This window comes from Haloarcula sp. MBLA0163 (genome assembly GCF_055632435.1).
This window is the reverse complement of sequence record NZ_CM145745.1, coordinates 867,515-889,458: the sequence shown is the minus strand read 5'-3', so window position 1 is coordinate 889,458 and position 21,944 is coordinate 867,515. Positions and strand designations below refer to the sequence as shown.

General features: G+C 67.6%; 22 protein-coding genes. 9 read left to right on the top strand and 13 right to left on the bottom strand.

Going from position 1 to position 21,944, the window contains the following annotated elements; all coding sequences use genetic code 11:
- Nucleotides 1–144: 144 nt before the first annotated feature.
- Both ACV7GQ_RS04660 and ACV7GQ_RS04655 read left to right on the top strand, forming a co-directional pair.
- Complete coding sequence (locus ACV7GQ_RS04660; protein WP_470312381.1) at nucleotides 145–864, top strand: DICT sensory domain-containing protein; 720 nt, start codon at nucleotides 145–147, stop codon at nucleotides 862–864.
- A 49-nt stretch (nucleotides 865–913) separates the two neighbouring features.
- On the top strand, nucleotides 914–1,090 hold the full coding sequence (locus tag ACV7GQ_RS04655; protein ID WP_470312380.1) for a hypothetical protein: 177 nt from the start codon (nucleotides 914–916) through the stop codon (nucleotides 1,088–1,090).
- On the opposite strand, the gene ACV7GQ_RS04650 is transcribed toward ACV7GQ_RS04655, so the two are convergent.
- Together ACV7GQ_RS04650 and ACV7GQ_RS04645 are read right to left on the bottom strand one after the other, a co-directional pair.
- A complete protein-coding gene (locus tag ACV7GQ_RS04650) occupies nucleotides 1,091–1,876 on the bottom strand; it encodes an N-acyl homoserine lactonase family protein (RefSeq protein WP_470312379.1) in 786 nt (261 codons plus the stop codon).
- A 102-nt stretch (nucleotides 1,877–1,978) separates the two neighbouring features.
- Nucleotides 1,979–3,133, bottom strand: a complete 1,155-nt coding sequence (locus tag ACV7GQ_RS04645) for an acyl-CoA dehydrogenase family protein (RefSeq protein WP_470312378.1) — start codon at nucleotides 3,131–3,133, stop codon at nucleotides 1,979–1,981.
- Between the two features lie 127 nt (nucleotides 3,134–3,260).
- On the opposite strand from ACV7GQ_RS04645, the gene ACV7GQ_RS04640 reads away from it, so the two are divergent.
- Nucleotides 3,261–4,037, top strand: coding sequence for a DUF6517 family protein (locus ACV7GQ_RS04640; protein ID WP_470312377.1), 777 nt, complete (start codon nucleotides 3,261–3,263; stop codon nucleotides 4,035–4,037).
- Between the two features lie 27 nt (nucleotides 4,038–4,064).
- On the opposite strand, the gene ACV7GQ_RS04635 is transcribed toward ACV7GQ_RS04640, so the two are convergent.
- The 5 genes from ACV7GQ_RS04635 to ACV7GQ_RS04615 all read right to left on the bottom strand — a co-directional run bounded on the left by ACV7GQ_RS04635 (nucleotide 4,065) and on the right by ACV7GQ_RS04615 (nucleotide 8,590).
- Nucleotides 4,065–5,717, bottom strand: coding sequence for a long-chain fatty acid--CoA ligase (locus tag ACV7GQ_RS04635; RefSeq protein ID WP_470312376.1), 1,653 nt, complete (start codon nucleotides 5,715–5,717; stop codon nucleotides 4,065–4,067).
- A gap of 71 nt (nucleotides 5,718–5,788) precedes the next feature.
- Complete coding sequence (locus ACV7GQ_RS04630; protein WP_470312375.1) at nucleotides 5,789–6,391, bottom strand: chemotaxis protein CheC; 603 nt, start codon at nucleotides 6,389–6,391, stop codon at nucleotides 5,789–5,791.
- Nucleotides 6,392–6,472: 81 nt separating this feature from the next.
- A complete protein-coding gene (locus ACV7GQ_RS04625) occupies nucleotides 6,473–6,865 on the bottom strand; it encodes a DUF8048 family protein (RefSeq protein ID WP_470312374.1) in 393 nt (130 codons plus the stop codon).
- 67 nt (nucleotides 6,866–6,932) lie between these two features.
- Entirely contained in the window at nucleotides 6,933–7,601 is a 669-nt protein-coding gene (locus ACV7GQ_RS04620) for an O-methyltransferase (protein ID WP_470312373.1), read from the bottom strand.
- A gap of 38 nt (nucleotides 7,602–7,639) precedes the next feature.
- Nucleotides 7,640–8,590, bottom strand: coding sequence for a mechanosensitive ion channel family protein (locus ACV7GQ_RS04615; protein WP_470312372.1), 951 nt, complete (start codon nucleotides 8,588–8,590; stop codon nucleotides 7,640–7,642).
- A gap of 80 nt (nucleotides 8,591–8,670) precedes the next feature.
- Between ACV7GQ_RS04615 and ptsH1 the strand changes: the two genes are divergently transcribed.
- Together ptsH1 and ptsP are read left to right on the top strand one after the other, a co-directional pair.
- The gene (ptsH1, locus tag ACV7GQ_RS04610; RefSeq protein WP_470312371.1) at nucleotides 8,671–8,949 is read left to right on the top strand and encodes a phosphocarrier protein HPr; all 279 of its coding nucleotides are present in this window, start codon (nucleotides 8,671–8,673) and stop codon (nucleotides 8,947–8,949) included.
- Between the two features lie 6 nt (nucleotides 8,950–8,955).
- Nucleotides 8,956–10,644 carry a phosphoenolpyruvate--protein phosphotransferase gene (ptsP, locus tag ACV7GQ_RS04605; protein WP_470312370.1) on the top strand — a complete coding sequence of 563 codons (1,689 nt, stop codon included), beginning with the start codon at nucleotides 8,956–8,958 and terminating at the stop codon, nucleotides 10,642–10,644.
- On the opposite strand, the gene dhaM is transcribed toward ptsP, so the two are convergent.
- The 6 genes from dhaM to ACV7GQ_RS04575 all read right to left on the bottom strand — a co-directional run bounded on the left by dhaM (nucleotide 10,641) and on the right by ACV7GQ_RS04575 (nucleotide 15,152).
- Complete coding sequence (gene dhaM, locus ACV7GQ_RS04600; RefSeq protein ID WP_470312369.1) at nucleotides 10,641–11,021, bottom strand: dihydroxyacetone kinase phosphoryl donor subunit DhaM; 381 nt, start codon at nucleotides 11,019–11,021, stop codon at nucleotides 10,641–10,643. The two genes, ptsP and dhaM, sit on opposite strands and share 4 nt — an antisense overlap.
- Complete coding sequence (gene dhaL, locus ACV7GQ_RS04595; protein ID WP_470312368.1) at nucleotides 11,021–11,728, bottom strand: dihydroxyacetone kinase subunit DhaL; 708 nt, start codon at nucleotides 11,726–11,728, stop codon at nucleotides 11,021–11,023. The genes dhaM and dhaL overlap by 1 nt, the downstream gene beginning before the upstream one ends.
- A complete protein-coding gene (gene dhaK / locus ACV7GQ_RS04590) occupies nucleotides 11,725–12,723 on the bottom strand; it encodes a dihydroxyacetone kinase subunit DhaK (RefSeq protein ID WP_470312367.1) in 999 nt (332 codons plus the stop codon). Before dhaK ends, dhaL begins: the two co-directional genes overlap by 4 nt.
- 163 nt (nucleotides 12,724–12,886) lie before the next feature.
- The gene (locus ACV7GQ_RS04585; RefSeq protein WP_470312366.1) at nucleotides 12,887–13,477 is read right to left on the bottom strand and encodes a thioredoxin family protein; all 591 of its coding nucleotides are present in this window, start codon (nucleotides 13,475–13,477) and stop codon (nucleotides 12,887–12,889) included.
- 45 nt (nucleotides 13,478–13,522) lie between these two features.
- Nucleotides 13,523–14,767 (bottom strand): MFS transporter, encoded by a 1,245-nt coding sequence (locus ACV7GQ_RS04580; protein WP_470312365.1) that lies wholly within the window; start codon nucleotides 14,765–14,767, stop codon nucleotides 13,523–13,525.
- 52 nt (nucleotides 14,768–14,819) lie between these two features.
- Nucleotides 14,820–15,152 (bottom strand): hypothetical protein, encoded by a 333-nt coding sequence (locus tag ACV7GQ_RS04575; protein WP_470312364.1) that lies wholly within the window; start codon nucleotides 15,150–15,152, stop codon nucleotides 14,820–14,822.
- Between the two features lie 121 nt (nucleotides 15,153–15,273).
- Here ACV7GQ_RS04575 and ACV7GQ_RS04570 point away from each other — a divergent pair, with 121 nt between their 5' ends.
- The 4 genes from ACV7GQ_RS04570 to ACV7GQ_RS04555 all read left to right on the top strand — a co-directional run bounded on the left by ACV7GQ_RS04570 (nucleotide 15,274) and on the right by ACV7GQ_RS04555 (nucleotide 21,643).
- Nucleotides 15,274–15,768: an Lrp/AsnC family transcriptional regulator gene (locus tag ACV7GQ_RS04570; protein ID WP_220619507.1), complete on the top strand. Its 495-nt coding sequence runs from the start codon at nucleotides 15,274–15,276 to the stop codon at nucleotides 15,766–15,768.
- Entirely contained in the window at nucleotides 15,765–16,910 is a 1,146-nt protein-coding gene (locus ACV7GQ_RS04565) for a pyridoxal phosphate-dependent aminotransferase (RefSeq protein ID WP_470312363.1), read from the top strand. Before ACV7GQ_RS04570 ends, ACV7GQ_RS04565 begins: the two co-directional genes overlap by 4 nt.
- Nucleotides 16,911–17,096: 186 nt before the next feature.
- Nucleotides 17,097–19,607 carry a type II/IV secretion system ATPase subunit gene (locus tag ACV7GQ_RS04560; RefSeq protein ID WP_470312362.1) on the top strand — a complete coding sequence of 837 codons (2,511 nt, stop codon included), beginning with the start codon at nucleotides 17,097–17,099 and terminating at the stop codon, nucleotides 19,605–19,607.
- Nucleotides 19,604–21,643, top strand: a complete 2,040-nt coding sequence (locus ACV7GQ_RS04555) for a type II secretion system F family protein (RefSeq protein ID WP_470312361.1) — start codon at nucleotides 19,604–19,606, stop codon at nucleotides 21,641–21,643. The genes ACV7GQ_RS04560 and ACV7GQ_RS04555 overlap by 4 nt, the downstream gene beginning before the upstream one ends.
- Nucleotides 21,644–21,944: the final 301 nt, after the last annotated feature.

Here is a 21,944-nt window from a genome sequence, read left to right as displayed (position 1 = left end):
ATCAAGGTTCATTAATCGTGATTAATGGGGCCTGTGACTCAGATTTGCGGCGGAAACGGCGAAACGAATACCCGACCGTGGCACCCGGACGAGACGGCCTCGTCGCAAGGCCTAAATCGGTCGCTCACCACACTGTTCGTGTGAATGTCGCTCACGGAACTCATCGCTGGTGTTGAACACCACGAGAAAACACTCACGGTGTTCAACGCCGACGAGACGGCCGCGGACGAGCTGCGCGAGCAGTTCGCCGACCGGAACGTCCGCGTCGTCACGGAGCGGACGGAGAGCGGCCGTCCCGGCGAGTTCATCACGCTGAGCGACGAGGACGGCGTCGTCACCGCGACGGACCTCGACGCGTTCTACGAGTCGTTGGCGGACCGCGACCGGCACCTCACCGACGACGAGCGGCCGTACCGGTCCATCCTCGACCACCTCGACGAGACCATGTTCACCTCGTGGTCCATCGCCCGGATGGTCGCGGCCTCCCGCGAGATCGAGGACCGGGCGTGGCGCGTCGGCGAGGGGGCCCTGTACGCCGGGTTCCAGACGCTCTCGACGCTGAAGGGCGAACTCGACCTGTACGAGCGGCTCGGCGAGTCCGCCGTCGACGTCCACGCCTACGCCGTGCCGGACGTCGAACCACCCGACCAGAGCACCTTCACGCTCCACCTCGAACGGAGCGACGAGATAGCCGACTCGTGGTTCGTCGTCTTCGACGGCGGGGGCGACCCCAGCCAGAAGTGTGCCCTGTTGGCCGAGGAACGCGAGCCCAGGCAGTTCTACGGCTTCTGGACGTACGACGGGGACACGGTCGATTGGATAATCGAGCACCTGGAGACGAGTTACGGGTTCGTAGAGCAGTAGTAGCCGGGCGCCCGGTGTGACGCGACGGCGAGACCGACCTTCCAGTCCGATGGCCACCGACCCTGAGACGTACCGAATCGAGGAGACCGGACGACGAGTCAACGCCGTCGAGCTGGACCTGCACCTCTTCTTCGGCGTCTGGGCCGCCGTCGACAGGGCCGACGGTGTGTGGACGGTCCGGACCGAGGACGGCGACGTCCTGACGCTCGTCCCCGAGGAGGGCTGATTACGCCAGGTCCTCGAACACGGCGAGGTCGTGGCCCAGCAGGACCTCCGCGCCGGTCTCGCGCTGGACGTCCCGGCACCGCTCCAGACTGTCCTTCCACGCGCCGTTGTTCCAGAGGAGACTGGTCGCCATCGGCGCGCCCGCGTAGTTCGCCTCGACGTAGGCCTCGTCACCGACCACCAGCAGGGGGTCGTCGGGGCGGTCGACGAGCGCGCCGAGCAGCCCCGGCGTGTGGCCGGGGAGGTGGAGCAGTTTGACGCCGTCGGTGAGGTGGTAGGAGTCCCCGTGGACTATCTGCCAGTTCAGGTCGTGGTCGAAGTCGCTCGCGAGGTACGCGATGGAGCCCTCGTCGGTCTTCGCGCTGTAGTACGCGAAGGGGAGCTCCTCGCGGTGGACGTAGATGGGAACGTCCGTGCCGGCGAAGTTGTAGAGGCCGCCGGCGTGGTCCAGGTGGAGGTGGCTCATCACGACGGCGTCGATGTCCGCGATGTCGTACCCCGCGGCCCCGAGGTCGTCGGTCAACGAGTGCTCGGCGGCGTCGACGTGGGCGAACGCCTCGTACAGCGGTTCGGGCCAGTAGCCGTCGCCGGCCTCGGGATGCGAGCCGGTGTCCCAGAGGACCGTCCGCTCGGGCGTCTCTATCACGAGGTTCCAGACGACGTACGTCTCGTACTCGTGGTCGGGGTCGGGGTTCGACGCCGTCGCGACGCTGGTGCCGTCGACGACGAAGTTGCGGTCCGCCTGCACGCGCCCGCGGTCCACGAAGGTGACGCTGATATCGTCCATGTGCTATAGAGGGCGTCTGAGAGCAAAAACGCGGCGTGAGAAGAGTTCACAAGACCGGGAGAGCCACACGAGCCGCCCGAGCGGGACGGAGTCGGGCCGGCCCTACTGCGGGGCCTGCCGGTAGATGAGGTTGCGCTGGATGTCGTTGGCCCCCTCGTAGATGACCGGGATGCGCACGTCGCGGTAGACCCGGGAGATGCGGTTCTCCTGCAGCACCGAGCGGCCGCCGTGGAGCTGCATCCCCTTCTCGGCGCAGTCCGTCGCGGCCTCCGTCGCCTTCGTCTTCGCGAGCGCGGCCCAGTAGCCGGCGTTCTCCTGGTTGGCGACGCGGTCGGCGGCGTCCCACGTCAGCGACCGAGCGGACTGGAAGTTCAGGTGCATGTCGGCGAGTTTGTGCTGGACGGCCTGGAACTCGTCGACCGTCTTGCCGAAGGCCTCGCGGTCGTGGACGAACTCCCACGCTTCCTCGATTGCGGCCGCGGCCATCCCGAGTCCGTGGCCAGCGACGACGACGCGGCCGTGGTTGAAGAACTCCGCGAGCATGTAGAACCCCGCGCCTTCGACGCCGACGAGATTCTCCTCGGGGATGCGGCAGTCCTCCAGGACGATGTGGCCCTGTTTCGAGGCCCGCATCGCTATCTTCTCCGGGATGTGTTCGGCGTGGTAGCCCGGCGCGTCCGTCGGGACGATGAACATCGAGTAGTTGCCGTAGCGGTTGTTCGGGTCGTCGCCGGTCTTCGCGTAGAGGGTGAGCCAGTCGGCCTCGACGGCGTTGCCGACCCAGTACTTCTCGCCGTTGAGGACCCACTCGTCGCCGTCCTTCTCGGCGCTGGTGGTCATGCCGGCGAGGTCGCTGCCGGTCTCCGGTTCGGAGACGGCGAGGCCGGTGATCTGGTCGTTCTCGGCGACGGGGCGGAGGAACTCCTCGTGTTGCCAGTCGGCGCCGTGTTCCTCGACGATCTCCGCGCCGAAGCTCGCCAGCTGCAGCGTCAGGGCGATGCCGGCGTCGGCCTTGTAGAACTCCTCGGCGATGGCCAGCACCTGGTGCAAGTCGTACCCCTTGCCACCCACCTCCTCTCCGAGGTCCTGTGCGACGAGGCCCGCGTCCATCCCCGCCTCGAGGATCTCGTGGGGATACTCGCCCGACTCGTAGTAGTCGGCGGCGTTGGGTGCGATGTGTTCGTCGGCGAACTCCCGGGCCGCCTGCTTGACCTCGAGGGCGTGGTCCGGGACCGGGTAATCAGAGAGTAACTCCATGGAGTGTATCATGGACGGTGTCACCATATACCTCGTGGAACTCGCAGAAACCTCGGAGGGGTTGTTCCCTCGAAAATACTGATAATCGGAACCGCACACTTTTTGAACGGAGTCACGACCCACCGGTATGAACCGTCGTGAGTATCTGGCTATCGGTGCGAGTGTCGGCGCCGCCGGGCTGAGCGGGTGTTCGTCGTTCTTCGCCGCCGCGGAGACGCCGCGGCCGTCGGTACCGACCGACCGACTGGAATCCGGTGGATGGGAGGAGACAGGGGAGAACAGCGGCACCGTCCTCGAAGAGTCCTACGGCCCGGTGACGGTGACGGCGGTCCAGCACACCCTCCAGTATCAGGACGCAGCACTGGCGCGGACGGTGGCCGACCGGACCCTCGGACAGGTCCAGACGGCGCTGTCGGTGTGGTTCGCCTCCCGCATCGACTTCAGCCCGAACCTGGACAACCTCCCTGCCGGCGTCGGCCAACAGCAGATAATCGACCAAGTACAGGCGAACGCACGCGACCAGTTCGAACAGCAGATGCGGAAGCAGGGGCTGACGGACATCGAACAGACCGGCACCGGGAGCATCGACGTCGACACGGGCGAGACGGCCGAGACGGTGACCCTGAGCGCCGTCTACCCCTTCGAGGGCATCAGTTTCGACGTCAGCGAGTCCGAGAGCGTCGAGATACCGCCGGCGGACATCGCCATCGACGCGGTGCTGGCGGTGTGGCACCACGGCGACTACGTGCTGGTGTCCGGCGGCGCCTACCCCGGGGAGAACTTCGCACAGAGCATCGACAACGACCTGAGCTCGGGCATCAGCGTCACCGTCGACGTCGACCTCGGTCTGGAACCGGCGGCCTACCGCGAGGAGGTCCGCTCGCTGATTGCCGGCGTGCAGTGAGGAACCCCGAGCGACGGTAGCGGCCCCTTACTCCGGTGAGGCGTCCTCCGGCACGCGGCCCTCGACGAGCGACTCGTCGGCGTACTCCTCACGGAGCGCCTGTTTGTTGAACTTCCCCGTCGCCGTCTTCGGCACCTCGTCGATGGTGACGACGTTGTCCGGGACCCACCACTTCGGGTACTCCTCGAGGACGTGGTCGCGCAGCTCGTCGGCCAGCGTGTCCGCGTCGGCCCCCTCGCTCGGGACGACCAGCGCCAGCGGTCGCTCCTGCCACCGCTCGTGCGGGACGCCGATGACGGCCGCCTCCGAGACGTGGTCGTGGGCCATCAGCGTGTTCTCCAGCTCCTGCGAGGAGATCCACTCGCCGCCGCTCTTGATGACGTCCTTCGCGCGGTCGACGATCTTGATGTAGCCGTCCTCGTCGACGGAGACGACGTCGCCGGTCTTGAGGTAGCCGTCCTCGAACTCCGACTCGTTGGCCTCCGGGCGCTGGAAGTACTCGGTCGTCACCCACGGCCCGCGGATCTGGAGTTCGCCGAAGGCCTCGCCGTCGTGGGGAATCTCGTTACCGTCGTCGTCGATGACCCGGTACTCCAGTCCGGGCGTGACGAGCCCCTGTTTCGACCGCTTCTGGAGCTGGGTCTCGTAGTCGGCCTCCTCGAGGTCGGACTTCAGGTGGGCGACGGAGCCGACGGGGGACGTCTCGGTCATCCCCCACGCGTGGACGAGTTCGACCCCGTGGTCGTCGAAGAACCGGATCATCGCCTCGGGCGCGGCGCTCCCCCCGACGACCAACCGCTCCAGCGAGGAGAGGTCCACGTCGTGCTCTTTCACGTACTCCATCAGGCCGAGCCACACCGTCGGCACGCCCGCGGTGACGGTGACGCCCTCCTCCTCGATGAGGTTCGCGAGGTCCGCCGGCTCCGGTTGCGGGCCGGGATAGACGTGTTTGGCGCCGCCGGCCGTCGCCGAGAACGGCAGGCCCCACGCGTTGACGTGGAACATCGGGACGACGGGCATCATCACGTCGTCGTCGTCCAGCGGAATCCCCTGCGGGGACTGGATGGCCATCGTGTGGCCCCACAGCATCTGCTGGGTGTACTCGACGCCCTTCGGCCGCCCGGTCGTCCCGGAGGTGTAACAGAGGCCCGCCGGGCGGTCCTCGTCGAGGGCCGGCCAGTCGTAGGTCGTCGGCTGGTCGCCGACGAACGACTCGTAGGCGACGGCGTTCAACTCCGTCTCCGGTACCGTATCGCCCATCACCACGAACCGCTCGACCGACTCGAACGGCTCGGGGTCGTCGGCGACGGCGCCCTCGAGTTTCGGCAGCAGCGACTGGTCGACGAAGATGGTCCGGTCCTGCGCGTTCTCGACGATGTACTGGACGTGCTTGTCCGGCAGGAGCGGGTTGATGGTGTGGAGTTGGGCCCCCATCCCCGGGATGCCGAAGTACGTCTCGAAGTGACGGTGGTGGTTCCAGCAGAACGTCCCGAGTCGTTCGCCGTCGCCGTACCCCGCCTCGTCGAGCGCGTTGGCTAGCTGAGCGGCCCTGTCGGCGAACTCGTCGTAGTCGTAGCGGACGAGACCCTCGTGTGTGCGGGACACGATCTCGGTGTCCGGGTACAGTTGGTCCGCGCGCCACAGGAACGGTCGCAGCGTCTGGGCTGAGCCACCTGGCATACCGTGTGAGTAGAGCGCATCCTACAAGAAGGTCGGTAAATTAATCGTGAAGGACTCGGCGTTGTTTCACCTCAGACCTCTATCTGTTGCATCAGGTCGACCAGTTCCTCCAGTTCGGGGAACGTGTACACCTTCACGTTGATGTCGGAGTCCAGCGCGTGGACCCGCGAGTCGAACATCAGCGCCATCTCGTTGTCGCGGCCGCCGACCAACTGGTCGACCATGCCGCTGCCGGGCCCGAACGTGAAACTCGGCGTCGAGATGTCGATGGTCGTCTCGAGGACGTTCGCCCACCCGTCGATGAACCCGCTGGTCATGATGTTGCCGATCTCCTGGATCGCCGACCGCTCCATGTCGGTGAAGCCGTTCGCGTTGGGGTCCGTCTCGCCCATGTCGCCGATCATGCCGTGTGCGAGGTCCTTCGCGCTCCGGGCGTTGAACAGGAAGAGGATGTGCCCGTGGGGCTTCTCGACCATCTCGATGCTGATGCCGATCTGCTTCTCGTCGCCGACGTGGGTCTTGATGTCCGGAATGTCGATGAAGTTGATCTTGGTGATCTCCATCTCCGTCTCCATCCCCGTCATCTGGCTCAGATGGTTGGCGACGGTGTTGCCCCCCTCCTTCGCCATCTGGTTGAACAGGCCGAGTTTCCGGATATCTATCATCAGACTCATGAGTGTTCGGGTGGCGCTGACTTGCCGGGCCTGCCACATAAGCTATGCACCCCCATTTTCGCAGGCGAGAATGGGGGCCGCTCAGAACTGCTCGGCCGTGTCGATACCGACGACGACGCCCTCCTCGTCGGAGCCGAAGTGGTCGTCGCCCCGGACCGATTTGGCGAACAGGAGGCGGGCCTGTTCGGTGTGGGCGTAGCGGACGGCGGCCTCGGTGTTCGACGCGAAGTCGAACTCGCCCAAGAAGTCGTCCCAGACGGACTCCTCGACGCGGTACGCGCGGACGCCGCCCTCCGTCACGTACTCCGTGGTCCGCTCGAGGTTCGAGTGTCGGCCGATGAGTTCGGCGTGCAGGATGTCGAGCGCACCCAGCAACCGGTCCGTCTCCATCTCGGCCTTCTCGGCCGTCCGGTCGATGACGGCACCGTCGAGCCCGAACACGTCCGCCGTGGAATCCGAACCACTCTCTGCCATGGTGTGCGTGAACTATCAACACGGACACGAATCACTCTTCGGGTCGGCCGACGAACAGCCTGAAATTTCAGGCCACTCGTACACTCACCGCGACGCCCTCGCCCAGCGGCAACAGCCCGGTCTCGAAGTCGGGGTCGTCGCCGACCCGTTCGAGGTACGTCGCGATACCGCGGCTCGTCGCGTTGGCGTCCACGTCCTCGCCCGCGAGGAGCGCCCGGACGTCCTCGAACTCCAGCGGTCCGGCCTCGATGGCGTTGTCCGCGGCGACGACGCCACCGACCGGCACCTTCTCGCGAACGGCCTCGAACGCCTCCGCGTAGCGGTCCTTCTCGTTGTCTATCAACACCACGTCGAACGGGCCGGCGTAGTCGTCGACCACCTCGATGGCGTCGCCGTGTTCGAAGGCGGCCCGGTCGGCGAACCCACCGCGCGCGAGGAACTCGCGGGCCTCGGCCAGTTCGTCGGCGTCGACCTCGGTCAGCACGATTTCGCCGTCGTCGGGAATCGCCGGGGCCATCCAGTACGCCGAGTAGCCGAAGCCGGACCCGAACTCGAAGACGCGGTCGGCGTCGGTCATGCGGGCGAGCATCCGGAGCCACCCCCCGACGGCGGGGCCGACGGTCGGGAACCCCTCGCTGTCCGCCTTCGCGTCCATCTCGGCGATGACCTCGTCCCGGTCGGGCGCCAGCGTCCGTGCGAACTGTTCGGTCACGTCCGGTAGCGGCGTCTCGTCCATACAGGGGCGTCAGACCGGGCGGGCGGTAAACCCTCGCCTCACCGGTTCCGGCTGACGGGGAACTTCACCCGGTCGGGGTGTTCGTTGAACGCCGCGAGGATGCGCCGGTACAGTTCGTTCTTCACCCGCTGTCCCCGTCGCGGGTGGGCCAGATAGCGCAGGCGGAACTCCACCCACGACTCCTCCTGGACGACGTTGACCGTCGGCCGGTCCTGTACCTCCAGTTCCACCGGCGTCTCGTCGAGGCGCTCCCGGTACCGGCCGATGCGGGCGGCCATCTCGTCGCCCAGATAGTCGTCGGCGACGCTGCGCATCGTCTCGGTGGCGAACTCGAAGTCCGTCTCGTAGGCCACCTGCACCGAGAGCTCGTTCCAGACGTACGGGAACTCCTCCTGGGTGAAGTTCTTCACGTGCGAGGAGAGGACGACGCTGTTGGGCAGCGTGATGCTCCGCCCGGACGGCTGGTTCGAGGAGACGAGGTCGCCGTTTATCTCCCACAGCGTCGTCACGAGGAAGGACACCTCGACCACGTCGCCCTTCGAGTCCTCGATGGCGACGCGGTCCCCGACCTGATACGGCCGCTTTACCATGATGTACAGCCACCCGATGAGCGAGAACAGGGGTTGCTGGAGCGCGAAGGTGACCGCGAACCCGACGATACCCAGCGAGAACAGGAGGCCGACCCACTGCTCGGTGACGACCCCGAGCGCGGCCAGCGTCCCGGCGAGCCCGAACCCGAGCCGGAAGAGGTTCTTCGCGTCGTGTCGCCGCCGCTTGTCCGCCGTCCGCTGGTCGTACACGCTCAGGAGGATGCGGTAACAGCCGTACGTGGCGAACCCGACGGCCGCGAGCGAGAGCAGTTTGACGGCGAGGAAGGCGACCGCGATGCCCTCCACGCTCCCTTCCACCCCGACCCGCTGGACGAGTGCCACGCCGCCGGCAGAGACGACGGCGGCCGCGAGCGACAGATACCCGACTGGACGACTCACACCAGTGCCCGACGAGAGGGGAGGACTAAACCGTTGGGTGCCGGCAACACGGTAATGGTTCACGCACGCCATTGGGGCGTATGGAACGCACAGTCGCGGTCGTCCCGGAGGCCGGCCTCCACGCGCGCCCGGCCTCGAAGTTCGTCCAGACGGTCACCCAGTACGACGCCACCGTGACGGTCGGCCGCGCCGACGACGGCGAGGCCGGCATGGTCGACGCCAACAGCATGCTCGCGGTCACCGGTCTCAACGTCGAACACGGCGAGTCGGTCCGCATCGTCGCGGAGGGCGCGGACGCGAGCGAGGCCCTCGACGCCCTCGAAGCGATACTGACGACGCCGGTCGACGGCGAGGGGTGAGACGGCGTGGAGACGTTCACCGGCGTCGGGAGCACGCCGCTGTCGGGGGTCGGGACCGCCCGCTGGTACCGGCCGTCTGGGCTCGACCTCCCCGACCGACCCGACCCCGCGTCCGTCGACAGCGAGGCGGAGCGAGATCGGTTCGAGCGCGCCTGGGACGCCGCCCGCGAGGCCATCCGCGCGGCGCGCGACCGGGCGGCCGAGGCCGTCGGCGAGGACGAGGCCGCCGTCTTCGAGGCCCACGAGCAGTTCCTCGACGACCCGCAACTGGTCGACGCCGTCGAGGCCGCGATAGACGACGGGGCGCCCGCCGAACACGCCGTCGACGACGCGTACGCCGACGCCATCGCCCAGTTCGAGGGGATGGAGGGCCGGATGGCCGAACGCGCCGACGACCTGCGGGACGTCCGTGACCGCCTCCTCCGGGCACTGCTGGACGTGGAGACGGCCGACCTCGGGGCGCTCCCCGACGGGACGGTCCTGCTCGCCGACCGCCTCACGCCGAGTGACACCGCGGCTCTGGACCCCGACGCGGTGGCCGGCATCGCGACGGTGACCGGCGGGCGGACCTCCCACGCCGCCATCATCGCCCGGTCGCTCGCGATTCCGGCGGTCGTCGGAGTCGGCGAGGGCCTCGAGGCCGTCCCCGAGGACGCGACCGTACTCGTCGACGGAGAGGCCGGTGAGGTGGTCGTAGACCCGGACGAGGACCGTCGGGCGGCCGCCGCGGGCGTCGAGGCCCCCGTCGTCACCGACCACGTCGAGACGGCCGACGGGCGCGAAGTCGAGGTGGCCGCGAACGTCGGTCGACCCGCGGAGCTGGACCCCGCGGCGGCCCGCGGGGCCGACGGCGTCGGGCTCTACCGGACGGAGTTCCTCTTCCTCGACCGGGACGCGCCGCCGGACGAGGACGAGCAGTACGAGGCGATGACGGCCGCGCTGGCGGCTTTTCCCGGCGAGCGCGTCGTCGTCCGGACGCTAGACGTGGGCGGGGACAAGCAGGTCCCCTATCTGGACCTTCCCGACGAACCGAACCCGTTCCTCGGCCAGCGCGGCGTCCGCCTCTCGCTGGGCGACCACGCCGACCTCTTCGAGACGCAGTTGCGAGCGCTCCTCCGGGCCGCGGCGACCGACGCCGGCGACGGGCTCGCCGTGATGGTGCCGATGGTGGCCCGCGTCGAGGAGATAGAGGACGTGCTGAGTCGTGTCGAGGCCGTCGCCGCGACGCTCGACGCCGAGGGCGTCGACTACGCGATACCCAGCCTCGGGGCGATGGTGGAGACGCCGGCGGCCTCCTACGTCGCCGGAGCGCTGGCCGACCGACTCGACTTCCTCTCTATCGGCACGAACGACCTCACGCAGTACGTGATGGCCGCCGACCGGGAGAACGACGGCGTCGCGGCGCTGCACGACCCGCTCCACCCCGCCGTCGTCCGGGCCATCGACCGCACGGTGACCGCCGCCCACGCCGCGGACGCGTGGGTCGGGATGTGCGGCGAGATGGCCGGCGACCCCGACCTGACCGAGCTCCTCGTCGGCCTCGGCCTCGACGAGCTCTCCATGAGCGCCGTCACGGTGCCGGCAGTCAAGGCCCGGGTTCGAGAGATCGACAGCGGGGAGGCCGCCGAACTCGCGGACGAGGTCCTCGCCTGCGAGACGCGGTCGGCGGTGGCGGCACGGCTCGACCGGGCCTAGAGTTTGTCCACGTCGCGGGCGGCCTCGGCCTGTTCGCGGACCGAGTCCAGCGTCGCCTTCGGGCTGGTCGCCGCGACGGCCGCGTTGACCGTCCCTTCGAGGACCGGCGCGTCGGCGATGACGGCCTCCACGTCGCTCATCTCGATGGCGACGTCGGCGTTCATCACCGCGCTCCCGAGGTCAACGAGGACGACGACGCCGTCGCCGTCGTCCGCCGCCGCGAGGGCGTCCTCGATGTCGTCGGGCACCGTCCCGAACCCGCCCTGTCCGTCGCCGCCGACCGGTTCGATGCGGGTGTCCCCGCCCATCTCGGTGGCCACCTCGGCGATGCCCTCCGCGGCTTTCCGACCGTGTGAGACGACGACGAGGCCGACCATCAGTCCTCGGCGGCCTCCTCGCCGTCCGGTACCGTCGGCGACGCGGCGTCGACGGCGGGCGCCTCGGCGACGTCGGCGTGGTCCGTCGCCACGTCGAGCAGTTCCTCCATGATGTACAGCGTGCTGGTCGCGCCGGGGTCCTGGTGGCCCACCGAGCGCCACCCCAGGTACGACGCCCGGCCCTTCGAGGCGCGGATGGGGACCGTGAAGTCGACGCCCCGCTCGGCGGCCGCGACGGCCTTCGCCAGCGCCTCGACCGGCGGGAGGTCGTCCGTCTCGACGGACTTCTTGAACGTGTGGACGGCCGGCACCAGCGCGTCGACCATCGTCTTGTCGCCGACGCCGGCGTCGCCGCGGTCCTGGACCTTCTCGAGGTAGGTCTCCGCGAACGCCACGGCCGTCTCGGCGGTGATGCCGTCGGCGAGTTCCTGACTGGCGAAGACGAGCGACCCGCCGTACAGCGGTCCGGACGCACCCCCGACCTCCGAGAGCAGCGTCTTCCCGGCCGTCTTGACCACCGTCGCCGGGTCGGGGTCGTCCAGCGCCGCCACCTCCTCGGCGGCCGCCTTCCAGCCACGGGCCATGTTCCCCCCGTGGTCGGCGTCGCCGATGGCGGAGTCGAGTTCGGTGAGGTAGTTCCGCTCGGCCTCTATCCGCTCCGCGACGGCCCGGACGGCGGCGACGACTGCGGCACCGTCGTCGCTCATCGGACCGTCAGCGCCGGGGTGTCGGCCGGCGCGCCGAGCAGGTCCTTCAGCTCGTCGTCGACGGCACAGACCGTGATGGAACAGCCCATCATGTCCAGCGAGGTCATGTAGTCGCCGACCCACGCGTCCCACGTCTCCAGACCGTGGTCGCCGAGCAGCTCCTGCAGCCGCCGGTTGACGACGAACAGCTCCATCTGGGGCGTGCCGCCCATCCCGTTGACGATGGTGACGACCTCCTGTCCCTCGTCGAGGTCGAGGTCGTCGAGCACCGTCTCGGTGAGCTCCTCGGTGATGGCGTCGGCGTCCATCATGTCGGTCCGTTCGACGCCGGGTTCGCCGTGGATGCCGATGCCCAGTTCTATCTCGTCCTCGCCGAGGTCGAACGTCGGTTCGCCCTTCTCTGGGGTCACGCAGGAGGTCAGGGCCATCCCCATCGTGCCGACGTTGTCGACCACCTTCTGGGCGACCCGCTGGACCTCCTCGAGGTCGGCCCCCTCGGCGGCCTTCGCGCCGGCGGCCTTGTGGACGAGGATGGTGCCACAGACGCCCCGCCGACCGGAGGTGTACAGCGAGTCCTCGACGGCCACGTCGTCGTTCACGACGACCTCGGCCACCTCGGTGCCCTCCATCTCCACCATCTCGCCGGCCGTCTCGAAGTTCATCACGTCGCCCTCGTAGTTCTTGACGACCATCAGGACGCCCTCGCCGCTGTCGGCGGCGCCGACCATCCCCTCGAGTTCGTCGGCCGTCGGCGACGTGAACACCTCGCCCGCGGCCGCGCCGTCGAGCATCCCCTCGCCGAGGTAGCCCGCGTGTGTCGGTTCGTGCCCGCTCCCGCCGCCGCTGACCACGCCGACCTTCCCGTCGACCGGGGCGTCCCCGCGGACCAGTACGTTCGTCCCGTCGAGGCGACGGACGCGGTCCGGATACGCCGCGACCATCCCGTCGAGCATCTCGTCGACCACGTCGTCCGGGTCGTTGATGAGCTTCTTCATGGTACGTGGTGACAATCGTCTCACTAGTCCTTAAAGATGAGCGAGCGTGGCGAGAGGAACGGACGCGTGTGTTTTCCGGCGACACGGGCACGTGACCGTCCCGGGTGGTCACCGGACCGGTGACGAGGGCTCGGTCGGCGGGCTCGCGCGGGTGGCTGGCCGGTCAGACGTCCCAGTAGTCGGGTTCGTTACCGGCGGCCCACTTGATGGAACAGCCGCGGGACGGCTTCTCGGCGCTCGTGACCTCGTCGCCGGCCAGCAGCGTCTCGACGTGGCCGGCCATCTCTCTATCGCTCGGGTCGTCGTCCGGGTTCGGAGCGTCGTCGAGCCGCCCGTGGTAGGCCAGTCGGAACCGACCACCGTCGTTGCGGAACAGGAACGGGTCCGGCGTGCAGCGGGCCCCGTAGGCCGCCGTGACGGTCTGGCTCTCGTCGCGGAGGTAGGCGTCGTAGGCCACCTCGCCGCTCTCGACGAGCTCTTGCATCCGCTCGAAGGAGTCGTCCGGGTACGCCTCGGCGTCGTTGGGGTTGATGCCGACGACCGCGAGGTCGTCGTATTCCTCGGCGAGGCGGTTCAGCTCCGGTATCTTCGCCTTCGCGTAGGGACAGTGGTTGCAGGTGAACACGACCAGCAGCGCTTCGTAGCCGGCGAAGTCGTCGAGCGCGTACGTCTCCCCGTCGGCGCCGGGCAGTTCGAACGGCGGTGCGACGTCGCCACGTTCGAGTACTTCGGAGTCAGAGTCGAGCGAGACCATGTCGTCCGGCGCTACGTTGTCTTTCGATAAAAGCCCACGGACCACTCAGTCGCCGGGCTGGAAGCTCTGTCGCCGACTCCCGCCGCCGACGGCCAGCACGACGGCCGTCAGGCCGATAGCGACGACGCCGATGCTCGCCACGGCCCAGAACGCCGCGGCGACCCCGGCCCGTTCGACGACGACGGCGAGGACCGGCGGGGCGACGGCCGCGCCGCCGGAGATACCGACGGTGAGCAGTCCGAAGTTCTTGCCCGCCGAGTCCGCCGAGGAGAGCGCGTCGGCCAGCGACGCCCGGGCGGGCCTGCTGCCGTCGACGGTGGCCGAGAGGACGAGGACGAGCGCCAGCGCGCCGAGAACGGGGAGCGTCCCGAGCGCCAGCAGTCCGGCGACGACCACGAGTGCGGCGTACCCGCCCACCAGCACCGGCCCCGGCGAGTAGCGGTCGGTGAGCCACCCGCCGGCGAAGATGAGCACCGCGCCGGTGACGAGCATCGCCGAGACGGCGAAGTTCGCCGTCGCGTCGGGAATCGGGTAGCCCGACGAGAGCAGCGTCGCCGTGTACTGTTTGATACCCCAGCCGGCCATCGACGTGACGAACCAGAGGACGGTGAGCGCGACGATGGGCGGCGAGGCGAGGACCGAGCGGAGTTCGCTCCGGATTCGCGCCGCGAGCGGGGCGTCGCTCGACCGCTCGGCCCCCGTCGGGTGCGTAATCGACTCGTCGACGCGGCGGTCGAACGCGAGCAGGCACGCGGCGCCGTAGACGCCGCCGACGGCTGCGATGGCGCCGATGGCGACCCGCCAGTCCACGCCGAGCGTACTCGCCGTCGCGACGACGGCCGGCGGGGCGGCGAAGCCGAGCGCCCCGGTGAACCCGTGGACGCTGTACGCCCGACCGCGGGTGTCCGCCGTCGTCGCGGCCCCGATGAGCGGGTAGTGAGCGGGGTGATGGCCGGCGATACCGACGCCGGTGACGACGCTCGCGGCGAGGAGCCACCCGTAGCTCTGGGCGGTGGCCGTGAGAACCGCACCGAGGGCACCGAAGGTGAGCGAGATGGCCAGCACCGACGTCCGACTCCGCGAGTCCGAAAGCGACCCGAACGGCAGCTGGAGCGCCGTGACGACGACGCCAACAGTCCCCAGCGCGATGCCCAGCTGGGCGTCGGTCAGGCCGAGGTCGGCCTTCAGCGGGCCGAATATCGGCGGCAGCAGCATGAAGTAGGCGTGGTTGACGAGGTGCGAGCCGCCGACCAGACCGACGACGAGGCGCGACTGGGCGTCGGAGACCACGGTAGTCCCCTGTGGGCGGGCCCCCGCAAAGAACGGTGTGGTTCGGCGTGCGTCACTTCCCGCCCGCCAGCCGGTCCGCGATGGCCGCGTCGAACGCCGCCGCGGCCTCGTAGACGCCGGTCTCCGTGTCGACGGCGAACCGCACCTCCTCGCCCTCTGTCGCCTCTTTCTCCAGAAAGCCCATCTCGACGAGGTGGTCGAGCGTCCCGTCGAGATACAGCGTCTTCAGCGGGACGCCGGCCTCGTCGCTCAGTTCCGTCTTCGTGTACGTGGCGTCGGCGTCGAGCCGCAGGAGCGCGTCGATGACGGCCGGCGCGCCGTCGTGCGACGCGACGTGTCCCCACCCGGTGTCGACCCCCGTCTCGTTCGCGGCGTCCTCGAACATCAACCGACCCGATGGACGCGACCCAATTAAACCTCGCGTCGGTTTCGACGACCGACCGGCGGCGTGCCAGTCCCTCTCACCATTGAGCAAGGCTTTTGTTCGGGACCGTCCGCCTCTGTGTATGAGCAGTCGCCGCGAGATTCTGAACCTGCTGCGGGAGAACGCCCGCTACACGACGGAGGACCTCGCCCACATGACGGGGTTCACCGAGAGCGAGGTGGAGACCATCGTCGACGAGTTCGAGGAGGCCGGCGTCATCTGCGGGTACCAGGCCGTCGTCGACTGGAGCGCCGTCGACACCGACGAGGAGCGGGTCCGTGCGACGGTCGAACTCAACGTCGCGCTGGACCGCGAGACCAACTACAGCGACATCGCCGACCGCATCGGGAAGTTCCCCGAGGTGACCTCGCTGCGGCTCGTCAGCGGTGACTACGACTTCGACCTCGAGGTCGAGGGCGACTCCATGCGGGAGGTGTCGCACTTCATCAGCGACAAGATAGCGCCCATCCCCGAGATAACCCAGACGGTCACCCACTACATCATGGAGTCGTACAAGGAACAGGGGATGAAGTTCGACGACCACGACGACGACGACCGGCTCTCCGTCTCGCCATGACGTTCGAACCAGCCGACCGCGTCGACGCGGTGCCACCGTCGGGTATCCGACGGTTCTTCGAGTTGGCCGAGGAGATGGACGACATCATCTCGCTGGGCGTGGGGGAACCGGACTTCTCCGCGCCGTGGGCCGCCCGCGAGGCCGCCATCACCTCGCTGGAACGGGGCCAGACCTCCTACACCGCCAACCGCGGCAAGCGCGAACTGCGCGACCGCATCGCCCGCTACGAGGCCGAGCGACACGACCTGTCGTACGACCCCGACGACGAGATACTCGTCACCGCGGGCGCGAGCGAGGGCCTCGACCTGGCCTTTCGCGCGCTGCTGGACCCCGGCGACAGCATCGCCGTCGCCCAGCCGTGTTACGTCTCCTACGTCCCCGGCGCGACGTTCGCCGGCGTCGACGTCGTCGACGTGCCGACCCGCGTCGAGGACGAGTTCAAACTCACCCGCGAGGTGCTGGAGGAGTCCGGGGCGGCCCACGCCGACGCCCTCGTCTACTGCTACCCGAACAACCCGACGGGCGCGACGATGACCGGCGAGGAACTCCGCGAGGTGGCGGCCTTCTGCCGCGAGAACGACCTCGTGGTGTTCGCCGACGAGATATACGCCGACCTGACCTACGAACACGACCACACCTCCATCGCGACGCTCCCGGGGATGCGCGAACGGACCGTCGTGTTCAACGGGTTCTCGAAGGCGTTCGCGATGACCGGGTTCCGGCTCGGCTACGCGATGGGCCCACCCGAGGCCGTCGAGGCGATGAACCGCGTCCACCAGTACACGATGCTGTCGGCGCCGACCACCGCCCAGTACGCCGCCATCGAGGCGCTCGACAACTGCTGGGAGGACGTCGAGGAGATGACCGCCCAGTACGACCGGCGGCGGAACTACGTCCTCTCGCGGTTGCGGGGGATGGGGCTGGACTGTTTCCCCGCGGCCGGTGCCTTCTACGCCTTCCCCGAGTGCCCGTGGGACGACGCGGGCGAGTTCGCCGAGGCACTGCTCCAGTCCGAGGGGGTCGCCGTCGTCCCGGGGACTGCCTTCGGCGAGGGCGGCGACGGCCACCTCCGCCTCTCGTACGCCACGGGACTGGACGACCTCAAGGAGGCGATGAACCGCATGGAGTCGTTCCTCCAGTAACGGCGACGGCACCGTCTCGGACCGGGGCTGGCGCCCAGTTATCAAGCATAATAGAGGTGCCGAAAGCTTAAGGATAGTTCCTCCTCAATCACGCTCAAACTGTGCAGGTCAGGGTCACCGTCAGGGGAGTCGCGGGTCAGCTCACTGGCAACAAGTTTTTTCACACCAACCAGCAGATGAAACACAATGGCAATTGATGACACGGGGGGGACGGAGCCGGGCGAGGTCGGCGAGGGTGGGACCGACGCCGACCGGCCAGCCGCCGTGGGGGAGTACACGTGGGACGACGTGCGACGGGAGTTCCACGACGGGGGGCGATTCGACCGGAGCGAGTACCTCGGATTCGAGCCACGACAGCTCGAGGACAAACTGGAGGCGGCCGCGAGCGCGGCACTCACGCTGAACGGGCCGTTCGAGGCGTACCTCGACCCGACGACGACGCCCGTCACCAAGGACGTCTACACGTGGGAGCACTTCAAACAGGAGTACTACTACGAGGACGGCGCGCTCCCGCGGGACGGTGAGGGCGAGGTCGTCCCGTTCGACGCCGAGGAGCACCTCGGCTTCGACCCGGACCACACCGAGAACCGCCTCTCGCGGGCCGAGGACCTCGCGTCGGAACTGGCCGACGTCGTCGACGAGAACACCGTCGACGTCAACCCGGAGCTGGACGAGGACGCCTTTTTCTCGACCAGACGGGGGCACACGACGGTCGTCAACCGCTACGACCTCGAGAAGGCCGTCCCGCAGAGCAAGAAGTCCCACTTCAAGGAGCTGGAGCGGTACTGGGTCAACAAGCCCTACGCCTGCGTCGTCATCTTCCACTCCCGCAAGGAGAACGAGAAGAAGTACTACGTCGTCGAACCGTATCTCAACCCCATCGAGGGCGACCTCAAGGAGTTCCTCTCGGGGAAGCTCAAGACCGCCATCAAGTACTCCGAGGACGAGGTCATCGTCCAGGGGTCCAACGCCGACCGGGCCGAGGTCATCCAGCGCGAGGCCGAGAACCTCCTCTCGAGGTACGACCTCTACGACGGGACGGTCGGGGCCGACACCGGCGAGGGCGGCGGCATCCTCGACCAGATGAAGGAGCTGTTCGACATGGGCGAGGCGGACGAGGAACCGGAGGACGTCGGGCAACTCGACGGTATCTCGGCCCGGCCCGAACCGGCGTTTCTCGAGGACGACCCGGCGACGCTCAACGAGTACCAGGTCGAGAAGCTGCTGTACGAGCTGAAACGGGACTTCATCGGCTACGCCCGCATCGACCCCATCAAACACGACATCAACGTCGAGGACATCTCCTGTGACGGCTACAACTCGCGGGTGTTCGTCTACCACACCGACTACGAACAGATCATCTCGAACGTCGAACACGGACAGACGGAACTCGACGACTTCGTCGTGAAGCTCGCCCAGCGCTCGGGGAAGGGTATCTCGAAGCGACAGCCACAGGTCGACGCGACGCTGCCGGACGGGTCGCGTGCCCAGTTGACGCTGGGCCGGGAGGTTTCGGACCACGGGACCAACTACACCATCCGGCAGTTCAAGGACGTCCCGTTCACTCCGATCGACCTCATCAACTGGAACACGTTCTCGCTGGACGAGATGGCGTTCCTCTGGCTCTGCATCGAGAACCACAAGTCGCTCATCTTCGCCGGCGGGACGGCCTCGGGGAAGACGACGAGCCTGAACGCCGTCTCGCTCTTTATCCCCTCGAACTCGAAGATCGTCTCCATCGAGGACACCCGCGAGGTCGAACTGCCACAGCGCAACTGGGTGGCAAGCGTCACTCGCCCCTCCTTCGGCGAGGACGACACCGGCGACGTCGACGAGTTCGACCTGCTGGAGGCCGCGCTCCGACAGCGCCCGGACTACATCGTCATGGGCGAGATCCGCGGCGAGGAGGGTCGCACGCTGTTCCAGGTCATGTCGACGGGCCACACCACCTACACCACGTTCCACGCCGACTCCGTCGGCGAGGTCATCAAGCGGTTCACGACCGAACCCATCAACGTCTCGAAGACGCTGTTTACGGCGCTGGACCTCGTCTCCATCCAGACCCAGACCCGCGTCGACGGCAACAAGGTCCGCCGGAACAAGTCGCTCACGGAGATCAACGAGTACTCCGCCGAGAACGACGAGATCAACGTCCGGGACGTCTACGAGTGGCGCGCCGAGACGGACGAGTACATCCAGATGGGCAACTCCAACACCTTGGAGGAGGTCAAGTTCGACCGCGGGTGGACCCAGGAGAAGCTCGACGAGGAGCTGTTCAAGCGGAAGGTCGTCCTCGCGTACCTCATCGAACAGGGACTGAACACCTACACGCAGGTCGCCGCAACGATCCAGGCGTTCATCAACGACCCCGAGACCATCCTCACGCTCATCGCCAACGACCAGCTCGAACAGTCCCTCGAGGACCTGCGGGAGATGGAGTCGGTCAAGATCAACATCGACCCCGAGAAAGAGGAGATGGTCCCGCGTCCCGACGCCCCGCCGGAGATGGTCGAGGAGACCAAATCGGTGCTCGACAACGCCGACCCGCTGTTCGACCAGTTCACCAGCGGCGACACCACCGACATCGTCTCGGCGCTGATGGACGGCGACGCGCTCGCTGACGCCGAGGAAGACGAGGACGAGAGCGGCTTCGGGCAGTTCGTCCCGAAGGCCGGGAAGGAGGCAGATAGCGGATGAGCCTCGACACGAAGGGGCAGCAACAGCTCGGGAGCGGTGGCGCTCTCGGCGACGCCTTCTACCCGGCCTTCCAGACGCTGTTCGACGAGGAGGGCGACTTCGTCGACAGCGTCGAGACGAAGCTCGCCGAGGCCCGGATGGCCGACAACGTCGAGATGTTCCTCGCGCGGGCGCTGGCCGTCGGCGTCATCGCCGGGCTGGCGCTCTGGCTCGTCGGGACGCTCCTGGGCTACCTGCTCGTCACGCTGCTCTTTTCGGGTTCGGAGGGGCCGACGTTCATCGGTATCGTCATCCAGAACGAGACGCTGCTCGCGGTCATCGACGCGCTGAAGATCCCCTTCCTCGTGCTGGTGACCGGCATCGTCTTCGGTGCCATCGGCTTCGGCATCGGGTTCGGGTCGCTCGTCTCCATCCCGTACTTCCGGGCGAGCGCCCGCGAACGCGAGATCAACATCCTCCTCTCGGACGCCATCTCGTTCATGTACGCCCTCTCGGTGGGCGGGCTGAACCAGCTCGAGATCCTGCAGGCGATGGGGAAGGCCGACGACACCTACGGCGAGGTGGCAAAGGAGTTCCAGTCCATCGTGCTGGAGACGGAGTACTTCGACACGGACTACCGGACCGCGGTGCGTAACCAGGCCCTCGAGACGCCCTCCGACAGCCTCTCGCAGTTCCTCACCGACATGCTCTCTATCATCAACTCCGGGGGGGACATGACCTCGTTCCTCGAGGACCAGAAGGAGAAGCACATGCGGACCGCCCGACAGGAACAGGAGAAGATGCTGGAGACGCTGGAACTGTTCGGCGAGATGTACATGACCCTCTCGCTGTTCCCCCTCCTGCTCATCATCATCCTCGTCATCATGTCGATGATGGGCAACGCCCAGCAGACGCTCATCTACGGCACCGTCTACGGCCTCATCCCGCTGACCGGGATGGCCTTCCTCGTGCTGGTCTCGACGGTCACGCAGGACTCCATCGGCGACGGCTACCTCCGCCCCGACGCCGGCGAGGACGACATCGTCGTCGACGAGGGCATCGGCGTGTTCAACCTCGGCCTCGTCGAGCAGTACACCGGGAGCTACGCGGTCTTCGACCGCGTGAAGAGCCGCGAGGGGACCCACGAGCTCCTCCAGATTCTCAAGCAGCCACACCTGTTCTTCCGCGACCACCCGATGCTCGTCCTCGGACTGACGGTGCCGCTCTCCATCCTCGCCATCGTCGCCGCCGTCGTCCTCGGGCAGGCACCGCTGTCGCTCGAGGGGATGATAGCCCGGCCCGTCCCGGGGACGTTCTTCTGGGTGTACGTCCCGATGTACATCAACTTCGTCCCGCTCACCATCTTCTACGAGTGGAACCAGCGCTCGCGGAAGGCCATCATCGGCAACCTCTCGGACAACCTCCGGAAGCTCGCCTCGGCGAACGACACCGGGATGACCCTCCTGGAGTCCATCAAGGTCGTCTCCGAGACGTCCGCGGGGAAGCTCTCCGAGGAGTTCGAGACGATGCACGCGAAGGTCAACTACGGGACCAGCCTCAAGGAGGCTCTCAGGGAGTTCAACAACAAGTACCACGTCCCGCGTCTGGCCCGGACGGTGAAGCTCATCGCCGAGGCACAGGAGGCCTCGAGCCAGATCCAGGACGTGCTCTCGACGGCCGCACAGGCCTCCGAGAACCAGGACGACATCGCCCGCGAGCGGAAGTCACGCACCCGGATGCAGATGGTCATCATCATCATGACCTACCTCACCCTGTTGGGCGTGATGGCGCTGCTGAAGACGCAGTTCCTGGACGTGATGTCCGGACTGGCGACCCAGGCCTCCGGTGCCAGCGGGTCCGGCGCACCCGGGGGTGGCTTCGGCGGCAGCGTCGACGTCGACCTCCTGTCGATGCTGTTCTTCCACGCCGTCACCCTGCAGGCGCTCCTCTCCTCGTTCATCGCCGGCTACATCCGCGAGGTGAACCTGATGGCGGGCGTGAAGTTCGCCGTCGTCCTCTCGACGATAGCGCTCGTCGTGTGGATGGCCGTGGGGTGATCGGTCCGCTCGCTCGCCGCGGCGAGCGAACCGGACCTGCGAGACCGCGACCCAGACGGCCCGGAAGACCACCGGAATCGTCAGCGTTGCTACGCCGGCCCAACGAGAGACAGTCGTGCGCCACCCGTGTCTGCAGTTGTGGACTCGCCTCTGCGGACGGCACCGGTGAGTTAGGCTGTTCATAGCAATGTGGCGTCCCGCCCACGTCCCGGGTATGTCAGACCTTATCCTCACCGGTGTCTGCCTCTGGTTGCTCGGGCTCACGCTCGTCTGTCTGTTTCTCTACGGCGTCGGCGAAAAC

What these genes read in the sequence shown, in the direction of transcription:
- ACV7GQ_RS04660 (WP_470312381.1), top strand. Translation starts at nt 145, where the DNA reads ATGTCGCTCACGGAACTCATCGCTGGTGTTGAACACCACGAGAAAACA.
- ACV7GQ_RS04655 (WP_470312380.1), top strand. Translation starts at nt 914, where the DNA reads ATGGCCACCGACCCTGAGACGTACCGAATCGAGGAGACCGGACGACGA.
- ACV7GQ_RS04650 (WP_470312379.1), bottom strand. Translation starts at nt 1,876, where the DNA reads ATGGACGATATCAGCGTCACCTTCGTGGACCGCGGGCGCGTGCAGGCG.
- ACV7GQ_RS04645 (WP_470312378.1), bottom strand. Translation starts at nt 3,133, where the DNA reads ATGGAGTTACTCTCTGATTACCCGGTCCCGGACCACGCCCTCGAGGTC.
- ACV7GQ_RS04640 (WP_470312377.1), top strand. Translation starts at nt 3,261, where the DNA reads ATGAACCGTCGTGAGTATCTGGCTATCGGTGCGAGTGTCGGCGCCGCC.
- ACV7GQ_RS04635 (WP_470312376.1), bottom strand. Translation starts at nt 5,717, where the DNA reads ATGCCAGGTGGCTCAGCCCAGACGCTGCGACCGTTCCTGTGGCGCGCG.
- ACV7GQ_RS04630 (WP_470312375.1), bottom strand. Translation starts at nt 6,391, where the DNA reads ATGAGTCTGATGATAGATATCCGGAAACTCGGCCTGTTCAACCAGATG.
- ACV7GQ_RS04625 (WP_470312374.1), bottom strand. Translation starts at nt 6,865, where the DNA reads ATGGCAGAGAGTGGTTCGGATTCCACGGCGGACGTGTTCGGGCTCGAC.
- ACV7GQ_RS04620 (WP_470312373.1), bottom strand. Translation starts at nt 7,601, where the DNA reads ATGGACGAGACGCCGCTACCGGACGTGACCGAACAGTTCGCACGGACG.
- ptsH1 (WP_470312371.1), top strand. Translation starts at nt 8,671, where the DNA reads ATGGAACGCACAGTCGCGGTCGTCCCGGAGGCCGGCCTCCACGCGCGC.
- dhaM (WP_470312369.1), bottom strand. Translation starts at nt 11,021, where the DNA reads ATGGTCGGCCTCGTCGTCGTCTCACACGGTCGGAAAGCCGCGGAGGGC.
- dhaL (WP_470312368.1), bottom strand. Translation starts at nt 11,728, where the DNA reads ATGAGCGACGACGGTGCCGCAGTCGTCGCCGCCGTCCGGGCCGTCGCG.
- dhaK (WP_470312367.1), bottom strand. Translation starts at nt 12,723, where the DNA reads ATGAAGAAGCTCATCAACGACCCGGACGACGTGGTCGACGAGATGCTC.
- ACV7GQ_RS04585 (WP_470312366.1), bottom strand. Translation starts at nt 13,477, where the DNA reads ATGGTCTCGCTCGACTCTGACTCCGAAGTACTCGAACGTGGCGACGTC.
- ACV7GQ_RS04575 (WP_470312364.1), bottom strand. Translation starts at nt 15,152, where the DNA reads ATGTTCGAGGACGCCGCGAACGAGACGGGGGTCGACACCGGGTGGGGA.
- ACV7GQ_RS04570 (WP_220619507.1), top strand. Translation starts at nt 15,274, where the DNA reads ATGAGCAGTCGCCGCGAGATTCTGAACCTGCTGCGGGAGAACGCCCGC.
- ACV7GQ_RS04565 (WP_470312363.1), top strand. Translation starts at nt 15,765, where the DNA reads ATGACGTTCGAACCAGCCGACCGCGTCGACGCGGTGCCACCGTCGGGT.
- ACV7GQ_RS04560 (WP_470312362.1), top strand. Translation starts at nt 17,097, where the DNA reads ATGGCAATTGATGACACGGGGGGGACGGAGCCGGGCGAGGTCGGCGAG.
- ACV7GQ_RS04555 (WP_470312361.1), top strand. Translation starts at nt 19,604, where the DNA reads ATGAGCCTCGACACGAAGGGGCAGCAACAGCTCGGGAGCGGTGGCGCT.